Source organism: Hymenobacter siberiensis (assembly GCF_018967845.1).
Taxonomy (GTDB): Bacteria; Bacteroidota; Bacteroidia; order Cytophagales; family Hymenobacteraceae; genus Hymenobacter; species Hymenobacter siberiensis.
The window spans coordinates 2,267,941-2,284,654 of the sequence record NZ_JAHLZZ010000001.1; the positions used below are offsets into that span (position 1 = coordinate 2,267,941).

General features: G+C 57.4%; 10 protein-coding genes, 1 tRNA gene and 1 rRNA gene. 7 read left to right on the forward strand and 5 right to left on the reverse strand.

Annotation, left to right across the window (positions count from 1 at the left end):
* Positions 1 to 198 precede the first annotated feature (198 nt).
* Positions 199 to 4,440: an IPT/TIG domain-containing protein gene (locus KQ661_RS09725; protein ID WP_216686303.1), complete on the forward strand. Its 4,242-nt coding sequence runs from the start codon at positions 199 to 201 to the stop codon at positions 4,438 to 4,440.
* A gap of 148 nt (positions 4,441 to 4,588) precedes the next feature.
* Here the strand turns inward: KQ661_RS09725 and KQ661_RS09730 are convergent, their stop codons facing one another.
* The 5 genes from KQ661_RS09730 to KQ661_RS09750 form a co-directional block, all read right to left on the reverse strand.
* Positions 4,589 to 5,062, reverse strand: a complete 474-nt coding sequence (locus KQ661_RS09730) for a hypothetical protein (RefSeq protein WP_216680444.1) — start codon at positions 5,060 to 5,062, stop codon at positions 4,589 to 4,591.
* A gap of 102 nt (positions 5,063 to 5,164) precedes the next feature.
* Entirely contained in the window at positions 5,165 to 6,388 is a 1,224-nt protein-coding gene (gene clpX, locus KQ661_RS09735; RefSeq protein WP_216680445.1) for an ATP-dependent Clp protease ATP-binding subunit ClpX, read from the reverse strand.
* Positions 6,389 to 6,649: 261 nt separating this feature from the next.
* Entirely contained in the window at positions 6,650 to 7,366 is a 717-nt protein-coding gene (locus tag KQ661_RS09740; RefSeq protein ID WP_262898297.1) for a ClpP family protease, read from the reverse strand.
* 175 nt (positions 7,367 to 7,541) lie between these two features.
* Complete coding sequence (gene tig / locus KQ661_RS09745) at positions 7,542 to 8,864, reverse strand: trigger factor (protein ID WP_216686304.1); 1,323 nt, start codon at positions 8,862 to 8,864, stop codon at positions 7,542 to 7,544.
* Between the two features lie 88 nt (positions 8,865 to 8,952).
* Positions 8,953 to 9,034 (reverse strand) — tRNA-Leu (locus tag KQ661_RS09750).
* 204 nt (positions 9,035 to 9,238) lie between these two features.
* On the opposite strand from KQ661_RS09750, the gene KQ661_RS09755 reads away from it, so the two are divergent.
* The 6 genes from KQ661_RS09755 (at position 9,239) to KQ661_RS09780 (ending at position 16,659) form a co-directional block, all read left to right on the forward strand.
* Complete coding sequence (locus KQ661_RS09755; RefSeq protein ID WP_216680447.1) at positions 9,239 to 11,437, forward strand: RelA/SpoT family protein; 2,199 nt, start codon at positions 9,239 to 9,241, stop codon at positions 11,435 to 11,437.
* Between the two features lie 3 nt (positions 11,438 to 11,440).
* The gene (locus tag KQ661_RS22110) at positions 11,441 to 11,773 is read left to right on the forward strand and encodes a CHY zinc finger protein (protein WP_216680448.1); all 333 of its coding nucleotides are present in this window, start codon (positions 11,441 to 11,443) and stop codon (positions 11,771 to 11,773) included.
* A 97-nt stretch (positions 11,774 to 11,870) separates the two neighbouring features.
* Complete coding sequence (locus tag KQ661_RS09765; RefSeq protein WP_216680449.1) at positions 11,871 to 12,443, forward strand: Fur family transcriptional regulator; 573 nt, start codon at positions 11,871 to 11,873, stop codon at positions 12,441 to 12,443.
* Positions 12,440 to 12,790 (forward strand): STAS domain-containing protein, encoded by a 351-nt coding sequence (locus KQ661_RS09770; protein WP_216680450.1) that lies wholly within the window; start codon positions 12,440 to 12,442, stop codon positions 12,788 to 12,790. The genes KQ661_RS09765 and KQ661_RS09770 overlap by 4 nt, the downstream gene beginning before the upstream one ends.
* A gap of 184 nt (positions 12,791 to 12,974) precedes the next feature.
* Complete coding sequence (locus tag KQ661_RS09775; protein WP_216680451.1) at positions 12,975 to 14,243, forward strand: adenylosuccinate synthase; 1,269 nt, start codon at positions 12,975 to 12,977, stop codon at positions 14,241 to 14,243.
* Positions 14,244 to 15,143: 900 nt separating this feature from the next.
* Positions 15,144 to 16,659 (forward strand): 16S ribosomal RNA (locus KQ661_RS09780).
* Positions 16,660 to 16,714: the final 55 nt, after the last annotated feature.

Below are 16,714 nucleotides of genomic sequence, written 5' to 3' on the forward strand. Positions count from 1 at the left end.
CAGCTGACTAAACAAAAAAGCTTCTGGTATTTCCAGAGGCTTTTTTTGCGTTTGGTTGATGCAGGTGGAAGTTCTAGGATTGAACATCGTCACTTCGAGGAGGAATTGCATACTAAATCAATCGGTTAGCTGATTGATTTTCTCATTGAGTAGGGGTAATTCCTTAGATTTACTCCATTCATACCAACCCCTCTTTTAATGAAACAACATTACTTTCGCTGGCCGAATACCCAACGGCTCGCAACTGCTGCCGCTGGTAGTGGCCGGATAGGTACCCTGCTGCTGGCCCTGGGCCTCACCCTGGGGGCTCAGGCCCAACAGGTTACTCCCCAGTTTTTTCAGGCCGATGCCGAAGCCCGCAGCGCGGCGGCAGCCTCGCCACTGTCGGCGGCTCTGTTCCACTCGCAGCCCATTACGCTGGACGTGAACGGCCTGCGGGCGGCCCTGGCCACGGCCCCGCTCGAAACCCGCCCCGATGCCGCCCCGCTGGTGCTGGCGTTGCCGCTGCCCAACGGCAGCACCGGTCGTTTCGCGCTGCGCGAAGCCCCCATCATGGCCCCCGCGCTGGCCGCGCAGTTCCCGGCCATCAAGACCTACGCCGGCGTGGGCCTGGATGATGCCTCCGCCTCGCTGCGCCTCGACTTGTCGCCCCAGGGCTTTCATGCCCAGGTGCTGACCGGAGCCGGCAAAAGCTTCTACATCGACCCCGTTACCCGGACCGATACCCGGCACTATCTCGCTTTCTACAAGACGGATATGAACCGGACTGCCGCCGCCGCGGGCCCTATTCCCAGCTGCGATTTTCAGCCAACTCCCGCCGATAAGCAAGCGGCTGCTACTCTCCTGGCCGGGGCTGCTGCGGGCAATGGTGCCACGGCATTTTCTACCGGTCCGCAGCTGCGCACCTACCGCTTGGCCCTTGCCAACACGCCCGAATATGCGCTTACAAAGGGCAACACTACCGCCAGCGTAATTGCCGGCGAAGTAGCCACCGTGAACCGCGTGGTGGGCGTGTATGAGAAGGAGTTGGCGGTACGCATGGTACTGGTGGCCAACAACAGTCAGCTGGTATTTCTGAGCGGTACCGGCACGCAGCCGCCCACGGCCTACACGAATAACAGCGGCAGCGCCATGCTGTCGCAAAACCAGTCCAACGTTGATGCCATCATTGGCAATGCCAACTACGACATCGGCCACGTTGTGAGCACCGGTGGCGGTGGCGTAGCCGGGCTGGGGGTGGTGTGCGGCGCTCGCAAGGCGCAGGGCGTCACGGGTTCGCCCAGCCCCGTGGGCGATGCCTTCGATATCGACTACGTAGCCCACGAAATGGGCCACCAGTTTTCTGGCAACCACCCCTTCAACGGCAACGCGGGCAGCTGCGCCGGCGGCAACCGCAACGCCACCACGGCCTGGGAGCCCGGTTCGGGTACGACCATCATGGCGTATGCCGGCATCTGCACCACAACCAACAACCTGCAGCCCAACTCAGACCCCACTTTCCACACGGGTAATTACCAGGAGATGCGCGTCTTTATTGATGGCACGACGTGCAGCACCACCACGGCTACCGGCAACACCGCGCCTACGGTGACGGCCCCGGCCGGCGGCAAAACCCTGCCCATTGGCACGCCTTTCAAACTGACGGCCACGGCCACCGACGCCGAAAACGATGCCCTGACCTACCTGTGGGAAGAGTTGGACCTCGGTGCCCAGCAGGCGCCCAACGATGCCCAGGTAGCCGCCCAGAACGTGCCCCTGTTTCGCTCCTTCGTGCCCCTCACCAGTGGTACCCGCTACTTCCCGCGCCTGACCGACCTGCTGAACAACAACACCGTCATCGGCGAGCGCTTGCCCACCGTGACGCGCACGCTGGCATTCCGCTGCACGGTCCGCGACGAGCACAGCGGCCCCGCCGGGGTTATCGGCGGCGTCAACTACAGCTCGCTGGTGAGCCTGAGCGTGAGCAGCACCGCCGGCCCCTTCGTAGTGCAGGCCCCCAACACGGCCGTAACCTGGACGGGCGGCGCGGCCCAAACCGTAACCTGGGATATGGCCGGCACCACCAATGCCCCCGTTAGCTGCGCCACGGTAAACATCCGCCTGAGCCTCGATGGCGGCCTGACCTATCCAACCGTACTGGCCGCCGCCGTGCCCAACAACGGTTCGGCCATCGTAATTGCCCCAAGCCCAACGGCTGACCAGACGCAGGCACGCATCATGGTAGAAGCCGCCGATAACTACTTCTTCGATATCTCGAACACCAACTTCACCATCACCACGCCAGCTCTCGGCCCCACTATTTCCAGCTTTACGCCCACCGGCGGCCTGGCTGGCACGGTGGTAACGGTGTTGGGCTCGAACTACACCGGCGTTACGGCCGTGGCCTTCAATGGCACGGCCGCCGCTAGCTTCACGGTGGTTTCGGCTACGCAGCTCACGGCTATCGTGGCCGCCGGCACCACCACCGGCCCTATCACCATCACGGCCCCAACGGGCACGGCTACTTCGGCTACGCCGTTTGTGGTAGGCGCGCCGCCCGTTGTCATCAGCTTCACGCCCACTACCGGCGCGGTGGGCACGGTAGTCACCATCACCGGCACCGATTTCACGCTGGCTTCGCAGGTGCGATTCAACACCACCAGCGCAACGGCATTCACGGTGGTGTCGAGCACCCAGATTACGGCCACCGTGCCAGCAGGTGCTACCACCGGCCCCATTGCCGTGACGACGCCCGTTGGCACCGGCGTTTCAACTACCAGCTTCGTCGTAATTCCGGCGCCGGTTATTACCTCCTTCACGCCCACCAACGGCGTCGCGGGTACCGTGGTGGTTATCACGGGCCTCAACTTCACCGGCGCTACGCAGGTAACCTTCAACGGCACGGTAGCCCCCACCTTCACGGTGACGTCGGCTACCCAGATTTCGGTGACTGCGCCGGCTGGCGTCACCACTGGCTTCATCGCGGTTACGGCCCTGGGCGGCACGGGTACTTCCACCACGGCTTTCACGGTGCCTCCGGTTAACGATGCCTGCGCCAACGCCATTGCCCTGACCTGCGGCCAGTCCGTTACCGGCACCACCGTCGGCTCTACGGCCACCGGCGACCCCACGGGCAATTGCACCGCCATCAGTGTAGATGGTGCGGGCATATTCTACAGCATCGTGGGCACGGGTGCCAGTATCTCGGTATCGACCTGCAATGCTGCGACCAATTTCGATTCCAAGCTGTTTGTGTACTCGGGTACTTGTGGAGCCTACACCTGCGTGGGTGCCAATGATGACGCTGCTAACTGCGCCGCCAGCTCGCTGGCCTCGACAGTAACGTTTAACTCCGCCTTTGGTACCACTTACTACGTGTTTGTGAGCGGCTACCGGGGTTCGGGGGCAATTGCTGCGGGCAACTTCGTGCTCAGCACTACCTGCGTTACGCCGCCGCCCACCCCCACGCTCGTCAGCCTCGCACCCAATACCGGCCCCATTGCCTCCGGCGTGGTGCTGACCGGTACCAACTTCACCGCCGTTACGCGCGTGACGTTCAATGGCGTAGCCACGGCCAGTGTTGGCATCATTGATGCCCAGACCATTGCCGTGACCGTGCCCAACGGCGCCACTACCGGCAACGTAGTCGTGTACGCTGGCAATGGCATTGCCAGCAACGGCCTGCTGTTCACGGTAACCACCCCCGTGCCCACCATCAGCCGGATTGCACCGCCCAGCGGCCCCATCGGCACCACGGTTACCCTCACGGGTAGCGGCTTCGGCGGTGCCACCAGCGTTACCTTCAATGGGGTTGCGGCCACCACGTTCAACGTGACCAGCGCCACCAGCATGACGGTCGTAGTGCCTGCCACCGCCACCACCGGCAACGTCATCGTGACCACCGGCGGCGGGGCCAGCAACGGCATCCTGTTCACGGTAGTGCCGCCGGCTCCCACCATTGCCAGCATGACGCCCTCCACCGGGGCCGTAGGTACTTACGTTACCATCACCGGTACCAACCTGTTGGGTACTACCTCAATCACCCTGAATGGCGTAGTTATCCCGACTTTCACCGTCGTGAACGGTACCACCATCACCTTCTTCGTGCCCGCCGGTGCCACCACCGGCAACGTAGTCGTGACCACGGCCGGCGGCCCTAGCGCCACCACCAACGTCTACACCGTGACCATTGGCCTGGCTACCGCCAAAGTCAATCAGAGCGAGTTTAGCGTGTGGCCCAACCCGGTAGCCGGTAAATCCACCCTGCACGTTGCCCTCACGGCCCCAGCCGCCAAGGCCAGCGCCACCCTGCGCAACGTGCTGGGCCAACTCGTAGCAACTCGCACCTTCAGCGGCAGCACCACCGAGCTGTCCACCATCGGCCTGGCCACCGGTACCTACCTGCTCACGGTGCAAACGGAAGGTAGCGCCCCCAGCATCCAGCGCGTGGTAGTGGAGTAGTAGAAGTTGATTGGAAAATTTCCAATTAATTATTAAAAAGGCCCGCCAATCGGCGGGCTTTTTTTGTGTGGTGAAGGAGATGAGCGGGTAACCAAAAGCGCCCTCCTGCTCACCGTACTAAGAAATACACTACGCGACTGTTTCGATGTCAAGCTGAGATGCCAATGCCTGGTTGGGGTATGTTATCAATCATATCAACTATGACGGTATAGCCCCACTGCTGGGTATCTACTGGCTCAAACCAAAGCTCCCATTTCACAGGTTTACTGGTTAATTGTGGAATAGTGAGGCCGGCCAGCCGGTGGGTCATCTCAAAATCTATAATCGGAACATCAAGAGCCATCCACTGAACCTCTGATTCAACAATAAGCCTGATTTTTTGCAACACTTCCGAGTATAATTCTTCAAACTGCTTAAAGAAGCTGCATTGTGCCAATAGAGAACTGGTGCTTTCAGCATCAATCATGCACATTATTGTATCGCCTATCGGAGTAAACAAGACGCTCTCTGCGTACCAACAGACGCGGGAAGCACTGAAGTCACACGATTCCTGGGTGAGCCGGCCAAAAAAGCCGTCTTCCATAATAACCGGCTTGCGAGATAAAAAAGAGAAAATCCCCATATCGTCCGAAGTAAGTCAAAAAAAATGGGAAGCCCGGCCCAAACCGAACTTCCCATTCCCAGAGGCTGACTACTCAGCATTAAATTCTCATTACCAAAAGCCCTACGCCGCCCGCATATGCCGCAACGGCGACTTCTCAAACTTGCTACGGCAGTAGCTCAGGTTGATTTGCAGCGCGTCGGAGCCTTCCTCCGATGGCATTTCGAACATGGCATCGGTCATGATGCTCTCGCAGATGGAGCGCAGGCCGCGCGCGCCGAGGCGGTACTCGTCGGCTTTCTCCACAATGTATTCCAGCGCATCTTCCGTAAAGCTGAGCTCGATGTTTTCCATGCCGAACAAGCGCTTGTACTGGCGCACCAGCGAGTTCTTGGGCTCGGTCAGAATTAGGCGCAGTGTGCTGCGGTCCAGTGGGTTTAGGTGGGTGAGTACCGGCAGGCGGCCAATCAGTTCCGGAATCAGGCCGAAGCTCTTTATGTCCTGGGCCGACACGTAGCGCAGGAAGTTCTGCGTGTCCACCTGCTCATCGAGGTTCGTCTTGGCGAAGCCCATCGGCTTGGTATTCAGACGGCTCTTAATAATACGGTCGAGTCCCGAGAACGCGCCACCGCAAATGAAGAGGATATTCTCAGTGTTCACCGAAATCATCTTTTGCTCGGGGTGCTTGCGGCCACCCTGGGGCGGCACGTTTATGTTGGTGCCTTCCAGCAGCTTCAGCAGCGCCTGCTGCACACCCTCGCCGCTCACGTCGCGCGTGATGCTGGGGTTGTCGCTCTTGCGAGCAATTTTATCAATTTCGTCGATGTACACGATGCCGCGCTCGGCCGCTTCAAGGTTGTAGTCAGCCGCTTGCAGCAGGCGGGTGAGGATGCTCTCCACGTCTTCGCCCACGTAGCCGGCCTCAGTTAGCACCGTGGCGTCGGCAATGCAGAAGGGCACTTGCAGAATTTTGGCCAGCATGCGGGCCAGGAAAGTTTTGCCGGTACCGGTTTCGCCCACCATGATGATGTTCGACTTCTCAATCTGCACTTCATCTTCCTGAGGCTCCTGCATCAGGCGTTTGTAGTGGTTGTACACGGCCACGGCCATCACCCGCTTGGCCTCGTCCTGGCCCACCACGTACTGGTCGAGGTGGTCCTTTATGGCTTTGGGTTTGATGAGGTTGAATTTGGGCTGCCGGCTGGCGTCCTGGGCTTTGGCTTCTTCGTCGAGAATGTGCTGGGCCTGGCCCACGCATTTTTCGCAAATGTGAGCATTGATACCCGAAATCATAACGGCGACTTCGCGCTTGCTCTTATTGCAAAAGGAACAGGATATTTCGGCCACGGAAAAAGGAATAGAATAGGGTGGAAGGGCAGGTTTTAAAACAAGCGGGCCCAAAGATACGACATGCCCAACGTCGGCGGCCAGAAAAATGGTGCCATTGCATTCGTCAGGGCCGGCGCGCAGCAACGCACGCTGCCCCATGAAATCGGTGCTGCTCAAGGGCAAAGCCCGGCGCAACAAAAAAGCTCCCGTTGAACCAACAGGAGCTTTTTATCGCTAGGTGAATCTGCCGGAAGCCGTCAAATTCACGAAAGTCAGCGGTTAGACTTTCTTCTTTTCCAGTACCTCATCAATCAGGCCGTACTCTTTGGCCTCATCGGCCCGCATCCAGTAGTCGCGGTCCGAGTTGTCGTGGATTTCCTGATAGGTTTTGCCAGTGTGCTGCGCCAGAATGTCATACAGCTCCTTCTTCAGCTTCAGGATTTCGCGGGCCGTAATCTCGATGTCCGACGACTGACCCTGTGCCCCGCCCGAAGGCTGGTGAATCATCACGCGGGCGTGGGGGAGGGCCGAACGCTTGTTCGGAGCGCCACCTGCCAGCAGCACGGCACCCATCGAAGCCGCTAAGCCGGTGCAAATCGTGGCCACGTCGGGGTTCACGTACTGCATCGTGTCGTAGATACCCAGGCCGGCATACACCGAGCCACCGGGCGAGTTGATGTAGAGCAGGATGTCCTTTTTGGCATCGGCCGACTCCAGAAACAGCATTTGGGCCGTCAGAATGTTGGCGATGTAGTCATCCACGGCCGTGCCCAGAAACACGATGCGGTCCATAATCAAGCGCGAAAACACGTCAATTTCGCGGAAGTTCTGCGGCCGCTCCTCAATCACCGAGCGGGTCATGTTGGTGGGCAGCATCATGCCGTTGCGCACCTGACCTTCCATGTGGTTCAGGTACTGGTCCACGCCCAGGCCGCTCAGGCCCTGTCCTTTCACCGCAAACTTGCGAAACTCTTGTCTATTCAGTAATGGATTCATGGGAGAAAAATGTAGCGCCGCTTCCGCTGGCACAGGTGAGAATGTAGCGCATGCTTTAGCTTGCGCTGGTAAGGTTACTAAAGACGAACGAAGAAAGCGAATATTGGCAGGATGCCAACAAAAAAAGCCCCTACGTTTCCGTAAGGGCTTTTCCAAAAATCGGGTTGCGCAGTGATTAGCTGTGCAGAGTCCGGAATTCTTCGGCCGTTACGGGCTTGTCGGTAACAACAACTTTGCCGCGCAGGTTTTCGATTACTTTCTCTGCCAGAATGGCCTCGTACTCGCTCACGTAGTTCTTGCCGTTCTCCTGCTTGAGGAATTCGCTGGCGTAGCTGCGCATCGACTCGCGCATCTCGTCGGGCATGTTCGGCATGTTGAACTGGCCCATGATTTTGTCGAGCGTGCGGTCCACAATCTCGTCATTGCTCACTTTCAGGTCGGCATCTTCCACCACCTTGTTGCGAATCATGCTCCACTTCAGCTCCTTCTCGTAGTCGGCGTAGTGCTCTTCTACCTTTTCGGGCGTTAGTTTGCCTTCGTTGGCACGCACCAGCCACTTCTTGAAGAACTCCGTGGGCACCTTGATGGTGGTTTTCTCCACCAGTTGCTCCACGATGCTGTTGTTCATGGCACCGTCGCTCTCGCGGTCGTAGTTCGACTGGATGGTTTCGCGCACTTTGGCATCGAATTCCTCTTGGTTCGAAACCGTCTCGGGGCCGAATACCTTGTCGAACAGCTCCTGGTTCATTTCCGGGGCAGTCGTGCGGTTCACTTTCTCCACGCTCATCTCGTAGTCGCCGGTCGCCTCAGCAGCCTCCGTCTTGCTCAGGCCGGTGAAGTTCGAAATCGAAGCCGCGTCGTTGCTGAAAGCCGCCTGCAGGTCAAACGTCACCACATCGCCCGCCTTCTTGCCAATGAACTGGGTTGAGTCGCCGGTCACCTTGCTGATGGGCAGCAGGATGGTGCGGCCCTCAGCTTCTTCACCCGCCTTCTTCAGCTTGCCGAAGAGGTAGTCGCCCGCCTCCGACTCGTCGGGGTTGGTCGTCTCACCGTACTGGCGGGCAATCTGCTCGTTGGTCTGGGCCAGCGTCTCGTCGTCGAGGCTCACCTGGTGGCGCTCCACGGCGAGGTCGGCGGGCAGCTCGAAATCGGGCAGCAAGCCCAGCTCAAACTGGAAATCAAATTCCTTAGCGGTATCGAAATCCACCGTGTTTGGTAGGGGCAGGGGCTCACCCAGCAGTTTAATGCCGTTGTCCTTAATGTAAGAATCCACCGCCGTGTTGAGCACTTTGTTGAGCTCCTCGCCCATGATGCCCTTGCCGTACATCTTGCGTACCATGCCCACGGGCACCATGCCAGGCCGGAAACCCTTCACCTGGGCACGCTTGGTGTATTCCTTAATCTGCTTGTCGACGGCGGGCGCATAGTCGGCTTCGGTCAGGTGTACCGTCAGCAGCCCGGTCAGCTGCTCGTCGTTCTTGTCGAGAGTAATGTTCAAAACAGGGAGCCGACTGCTGCCGGCCAGATTGAAAGGTTGAAAAAAAAGCCTCCAGCCTATACGACTGAAGGCCTGCATCAGATAAAAGTGCGGATAGAGGGACTCGAACCCACACGCCTTGCGGCACCAGATCCTAAGTCTGGCACGTCTACCAATTTCGCCATATCCGCATAGAGGGCGCCGCAGCCGTTTGCTACGGGCCCGCAAAGGTACTCGGGAAAGTGTTTGCGCGCAATGCCAATATGCGCCGGAGTTGCTGTGAATCTGTACGGGAGAACATAAGCACCGCCAAAGCGCCATTTGCGCGTATCTGCAGCGTCTGCGGTGCATGGTTGTTACACCTTTTCCGCCCCGGCGTTGTTACTTTACCTATTATGCCTCCCGTTATCTCTCCCGAAGCCGAACGCCAGGAAATCCTGCGTCACTACCGCCGCCTGCTGCGCACCGCCAAGCCGTACCTGAAAGATGGCGACACCAAGCTCATTAAAAAAGCGTTTAATCAGAGCCTGGAGGCCCATAAGGAGATGCGCCGCAAGTCGGGCGAGCCGTATATTCTGCATCCGTTGGCTGTAGCCCAGATTGCGGTGGAGGAAATCGGCCTCGGTACTACCAGCATTGTGGCGGCGCTGCTGCACGATGTGGTGGAGGATACGCCCACCGAAATTTCCGACATCGAGCGCGAGTTTGGTCCTAAGGTGGCCCGCATTATCGACGGCCTCACCAAGATTTCGGGCGTATTCGAATACGGCACCAGTGAGCAGGCGGAGAATTTTCGCAAGATGCTGCTCACGCTGAGCGAGGATGTGCGCGTGATTCTCATCAAAATCGCCGACCGGCTGCACAACATGCGGACCCTGGATTCGATGCCGCGCCATAAGCAGCTGAAAATAGCCTCCGAGACGCTGTACCTATACGCGCCGCTGGCCCATCGCCTCGGCCTCTATACTATAAAGAGTGAGCTGGAGGATTTGTACCTCAAGTTCACCGATACCGAGACGTACAACGAGCTTCGCGCCAAGGTGCGCCAGAGCCAGACTGCCCGCAACCGCTTCATTAAGGAGTTTGTGCAGCCGATTGATGACGAGTTGAAGGCCCAGGGCTTCGAATACGAGATAAAGGGCCGGCCCAAGAGCATCTACTCTATCTTGAAGAAGATGAAGAAGCAGAACATCACCTTCGATGAGGTGTATGATCTGTTTGCCGTTCGCGTGATTCTGGATGTGCCGCCGGAGCAGGAGAAAGCCGCTTGCTGGCAGGTGTATTCCATTGTGACTGATTTCTACCAGCCCAATCCCGACCGCCTGCGCGACTGGGTTTCCACCCCCAAAGCCAACGGCTACGAAAGCCTGCACACCACCGTTATGTCGCGCGCCGGCCAGTGGGTAGAGGTGCAGATTCGTTCGCGCCGCATGGATGACATTGCCGAAAAAGGCTACGCCGCGCACTGGAAATACAAGGATACCGGCAGCATTCAGCCCGAAAGCTCGCTCGAAGGCTGGGTGAACAAAGTGCGCGAGATGATGGAGTCGAATAACTCCAGCGCCCTCGAATTCATGGATGAGTTCCGCCAGAACCTGTTCGTGAAGGAGGTTTATGCCTTCACGCCCAAGGGCAAGCTGGTGATTTTGCCCGACAAAGCCACCGCGCTGGATTTTGCCTTCGATATTCACTCCCAAATCGGCATGCACTGCCTCGGGGCCAAGGTAAACCAGAAGCTGGAGCCGCTCAGCTACCAGTTGCACAACGGCGACCAGGTCGAAATCCTGACCTCGCACAAGCAGCGCCCCACGGCCGAATGGCTTAATTACGTCATCACGACCAAGGCGCGCTCCAAAATCAAGGATTTCCTGCGCGACGACAAGCGGGCCAAGGCCGAAGACGGCCGCTTTCTGCTCGAAAAGCGCCTGGAGCTCATCGACGTGCCCTTCACGCAGGACAACTTCAACCGCTTGCTGGCTTATTTCAACGCCCCCAGCGCCCAGGAATTCTACTATCGCCTGGCCGTGGGCCAGATTGACGGCCGCGTCATCCGCGAGTCGCTCTTCACCTCCGAAAAGCCGTTGCCGGCCGTGCTCGAACCCAAAACCTTCGACAACGAGGTCCAAAAAATTCGGGGCGTGAAACCGGATATGTTGGTGGTCGGCGAGCACACCGACAAGTTCAACTACAGCATCGCCCGTTGCTGCAACCCCATTCCCGGCGACGACGTGTTCGGCTTCGAAACCGACCAGGGCCTTATCATCCACCGCACCAGCTGCCCCCGCGCCGTCGATTTAATGTCGAACTACGGCAACCGCATCGTGCGCGCCAAGTGGACCGAGCAGCTCGAACTGGCCTTTCTCGCTGGCGTCCGCCTCAAAGGTTCCGACCGCGTGGGCCTTGTCAACGATGTCACGCGCATCATCAGCACCAGCCTCAAGGTCAACATGCGTTCCATCACCATCACCGCCGATGATGGCTTCTTCGAAGGCCAGATTATGGTTTTCGTCAACGATACCGACCACTTGAACAAGCTCATCCAGCGCCTCAAAAAAGTCGATGGGGTGCTCCAGGTCGAGCGGTTTGACTCGTAAAAAGTGAAAAACACAGCGCCCATCACCATTCACGGCACCGCCGTGAACGAGCGTACCCAGTGCGCTCACTACCACTCCCAGCGTGATATCATCGCCATCCGGCATAAGTGTTGCGGCGAGTTCTACGCCTGTATTCAGTGCCACAACGAAGCCGCTAACCACGAGGCCGAAGTATGGCTCAAAGCCGAATTCCAAGCCGAAGCCATCTACTGTGGCAACTGCCACCAAACCTTACCCATCACCCGCTACTTAAGCTGCGATAGTACCTGCCCGCATTGTCAGGCCGCCTTTAATCCCGGCTGTGCCAACCATTACCACCTCTATTTCGAGCAGTAGGCGCACCGGGGGACGCGTTCTATCAGAACAGCCGTACTTTTGTCCCACCGCATCACTCCTTATATATACAGTGAACAAACCCACCGCCGTCCCAACCTTGCCCAATCCCTCCGCCGATGCGGTTGGACAAAGCACGGGCGGCTCGTCCGAAACCGGCTACGCCGCTAAGCATACGCCCAGCGCCGCCTCCCAGGCTACCCTTAATACCGACAAGCTCGAAGAAGTCAAGAAGCTATTCACTGCCCACCTCGAAAACAAAGGCCTCCGCAAAACCGGTGAGCGCTATGCCATTCTCGAAGAAATTTACGCCCGCTCCGGCCACTTCGATGTCGACGAGCTCTACGCCGGCATGAAAGAGCGCGGCCTGCAGGTCAGCCGCGCCACCGTTTATAATACGCTTGACTTATTAGTAGAGCAGGGCCTTGTCAGTAAGCACCAATTCGGCCGCAACCTCGCCCAGTACGAAAAGAGCTACGGCTACCGCCAGCACGACCACGTCATTTGCACCGAATGCCATAAAGTGGTGGAATTCTGCGACCCCCGCATCCACGGCATCCAAACCATGGTCGGCGACCTCCTGAACTTCCATATCTTGCATCATTCTTTAAATCTGTACGGCATTTGCGGGGACTGTCGCGCCCAAGCTGCCGCTCGAAACTCCCACGCATGACCACCACCAGCACCGTCGACAACGGAATCCTGTTTGTGCGCCTCACCGGCGACCTCATCGGCAGTCCCGACACCGACCAACTTCTGCAATCCGTTAACACGCACCTCGGCGAAGAACTCAACCAGTGCGCCGTCGACCTTTCCGAAATTCGCTACATCAACAGCACCGGTATTGGCGTCCTCGTCTCGCTCCTTACCAAATTCCGCAGCCGCGGCGGCGAGATGGTCCTTATCAATCCAGCCGAACACCCCAAAAAGATGCTGGCTATCACGAAGCTGAACAATATCTTCACCGTTGCCGACGACGAAGCCGCCGCCCGCCAGCTCCTAATTCCGGCCGCCGTTTAGGCGGTCATTTTTTTGCCCCATCTCCAAGGCTGCGTTCCCTTTAGAATCAGTTGCCCCAATCCAGAAATCAAATTTCACTCATTTATAAAGTCATCCTGCCACCCAGCCCAGTCCGTCAGGCTCCCCCTCTCCCAAAGGAGAGGGGGCCGGGGGGGGAGGGAGGTGAAGGACCAATCAACCCAACATGCCAGTAGACGTATTAGTAGGCCTCCAATGGGGCGATGAAGGCAAAGGCAAAATCGTAGACGTATTAGCGCCCACCTACGATGCCGTAGCCCGCTTCCAGGGCGGCCCCAACGCCGGCCACACCTTGTTTTTCGATGGCGTCAAGCACGTCCTGCACCAGGTTCCCAGCGGTATTTTCCACCCCCACATCCTCAACATCGTCGGCAACGGCGTCGTGCTCGACCCCGTCGTATTCCGCCAGGAGCTTCAGAAACTCACCGATAGGGGAGTAGATTGGTCCAAAAACCTCTACATATCCAAGAAGGCCCAGCTCATTCTGCCCTCGCATCGCGCCCTCGACCGCATCAGCGAAGAGGCCCGCGGCAACACCAAAATCGGCAGCACTCTCAAGGGCATCGGCCCCACCTATTCCGATAAAATCGGCCGCGTGGGTCTCCGCGTCGGCCATATTCTACTGCCCGATTTCGAGCAGCGTTACAAGGAAGCCGTGGCCCAGCACGCCGCCATCGCCGCCCACAACCACAAAGAGCTCGAAATCGAAGCCCTCGAAGCCGACTTTTTCTCTGCTGTCGAATTCCTGCGCACTCTCCAACTCACCGACACCGAGTACCTCCTCAATGACCTTCTCACCCAAGGTAAGCGCATCTTAGCCGAAGGTGCCCAAGGCTCCTTATTAGATATTGACTTCGGGTCCTACCCATACGTCACCTCCTCCAGTACCATTGCCGCCGGCGCCTGCACCGGCCTCGGCATCGCCCCCCGCCATATAGATAAGGTGTACGGCATCACCAAAGCCTACTGCACCCGTGTCGGCAGCGGCCCATTCCCTACCGAGCTCCACGATGCAGTGGGCGAGCAAATCCGCCAAGCCGGCCGCGAGTTCGGCTCCACCACCGGCCGCCCCCGCCGCACCGGCTGGATTGACCTGCCCGCCCTCCGCTACGCCATCATGCTCAACGGCGTCACCGAGCTCCACCTCATGAAGGCCGACGTCCTCGACGCCTTCACCGAAATCCGGGCCTGCACCCACTACCGCACCGCCACCGGCGAAAGCACCCCCCAACTGCCCGATCCCGGCGAACTCACCACCGTCACCCCCGAGTACATCACCCTCCCCGGCTGGAACACCGACCTCACCCAAATCACCGACGCCGCCCAGCTCCCCGCTAACCTAGTTGCTTACCTCGATTTCCTCGAACGCGAGCTCCAGGTCCCTATCCGCATCGTCAGCGTCGGCCCTGACCGCGTCAGCACCCTCCACCGCTAAGCCTGCAAAATCGATAAATCCGTTCGATTGAAGCACGGACGAAGCCCCGCGAGTTGCCTTTTCCATATGAGGAGAAAGCATTCGCGGGGCTTTTCGCCTTCAAGAGCAGGAATCATCCCTTCTCAATAATAGCACCGATTTATCTCTGCTTGACGCCTCAAAGCTTAATTGCAGCAGTCATCAACTGATATGGGAAATGATAAAAGCTGCCATCAGCTAACACCAGAAAGAGGTATCTATCTCCGTGTCTCCACATCCAGCCATTTCAATTGAAACTTTTCGCCGCAATAATCAGCCACTTACAACCTTGTTCCACCTATTTCGTGCACTACAGTTTGCTCCCCCAAAATCTCCTCCTACCTTTGCAGTCCCAAAACGTCAAACGGACTACGGGTTACGCCAAAAACACAAGTTGCTGGTAGAAATTGAAACCCTACGGAACTACTGCAACGACTAGCTTGTCTATTCCTCGCTAAGCTCACAAGCCTCGAAATTTATTTCTCGAATCTCTTGGAAAGCCGAAAAAAGCCGCCGTATCTTTGCAGCCCGCTTCAATCGGAAGCGCTCAAACTTGAAAATGAATCGAAAAAAATTAAATCTTTTTCGCCCAAAACTTTGAAAGTAAGAAATTATTGCTACCTTTGCACTCCCAAAACGAACAAAGCGCTGCAGTTATAACGATAACGGATTGAAAAGCAATCCACACTGATGTTTCAAATGGAAACATCACACGTTCTTTGAATGACGGAAATAGACAAAATAGTAAGTGTTCCACTTGCTTCTTCCTCGGAAGAAAAGCAGTGAAACAAACCAAGCGAAACGAATTTGACCATAATGTCAATATGTGAGCAAGGTCAGCACTCGACATCAGCCAGTTTTCGAACTGGTGTAGAACATTTTACAATGGAGAGTTTGATCTTGGCTCAGGATGAACGCTAGCGGCAGGCCTAATACATGCAAGTCGAACGGTCTTTAGCAATAGAGATAGTGGCGCACGGGTGCGTAACGCGTAACCAACCTACCTGAATCTGGGGGATAGCCCGCCGAAAGGCGGATTAATACCGCATAAAACTGCAGCTTGGCATCAAGTAACAGTTAAAGATTTATTGGATTCAGATGGGGTTGCGTGCCATTAGCTAGTTGGCGAGGTAACGGCTCACCAAGGCGACGATGGCTAGGGGAGCTGAGAGGCTGGTCCCCCACACGGGCACTGAGATACGGGCCCGACTCCTACGGGAGGCAGCAGTAGGGAATATTGGGCAATGGACGAGAGTCTGACCCAGCCATGCCGCGTGCAGGATGAAGGCTTTCTGAGTCGTAAACTGCTTTTATCAGGGAAGAAAAAAGGGGATGCGTCCTCTACTGACGGTACCTGATGAATAAGCACCGGCTAACTCCGTGCCAGCAGCCGCGGTAATACGGAGGGTGCAAGCGTTGTCCGGATTTATTGGGTTTAAAGGGTGCGTAGGCGGTTCTTTAAGTCCGGGGTGAAAGCCCACTGCTCAACAGTGGAACTGCCCTGGAAACTGGAGGACTTGAGTACAGACGAGGGTGGCGGAATGGATACTGTAGCGGTGAAATGCATAGATAGTATCCAGAACACCGATTGCGAAGGCAGCTGCCTAGACTGTAACTGACGCTGAGGCACGAAAGCGTGGGGAGCGAACAGGATTAGATACCCTGGTAGTCCACGCCGTAAACGATGGATACTCGCTGGTGGCGATAGATGGTCACTGGCTTAGCGAAAGCGTTAAGTATCCCACCTGGGGAGTACGCTCGCAAGAGTGAAACTCAAAAGAATTGACGGGGGCCCGCACAAGTGGTGGAGCATGTGGTTTAATTCGATGATACGCGAGGAACCTTACCTAGGCTAGAATGCGCGTGACCGGCTCAGAGATGAGCCTTTCCTTCGGGACACAAAGCAAGGTGCTGCATGGCCGTCGTCAGCTCGTGCCGTGAGGTGTTGGGTTAAGTCCCGCAACGAGCGCAACCCCTATGTTTAGTTGCCAGCATGTAATGATGGGGACTCTAGACAGACTGCCTGCGCAAGCAGTGAGGAAGGCGGGGACGACGTCAGGTCATCATGGCCCTTACGCCTAGGGCTACACACGTGCTACAATGGACGGTACAGCGGGTTGCCAACCAGCGATGGTGCGCCAATCCCGAAAAGCCGTTCTCAGTTCGGATCGGAGTCTGCAACTCGACTCCGTGAAGCTGGAATCACTAGTAATCGCGTATCAGCAATGACGCGGTGAATACGTTCCCGGGCCTTGTACACACCGCCCGTCAAGCCATGGAAGTTTGGTAGACCTGAAGCTGGTGCTCCGCAACGAAGCCAGTTAGGGTAGAACAGGTAACTAGGGCTAAGTCGTAACAAGGTAGCCGTACCGGAAGGTGCGGCTGGATCACCTCCTTTCTGGAGCGGCCTTGCTCACGATGTTACACGATAATTGGTACTGCTTGGTACTTAC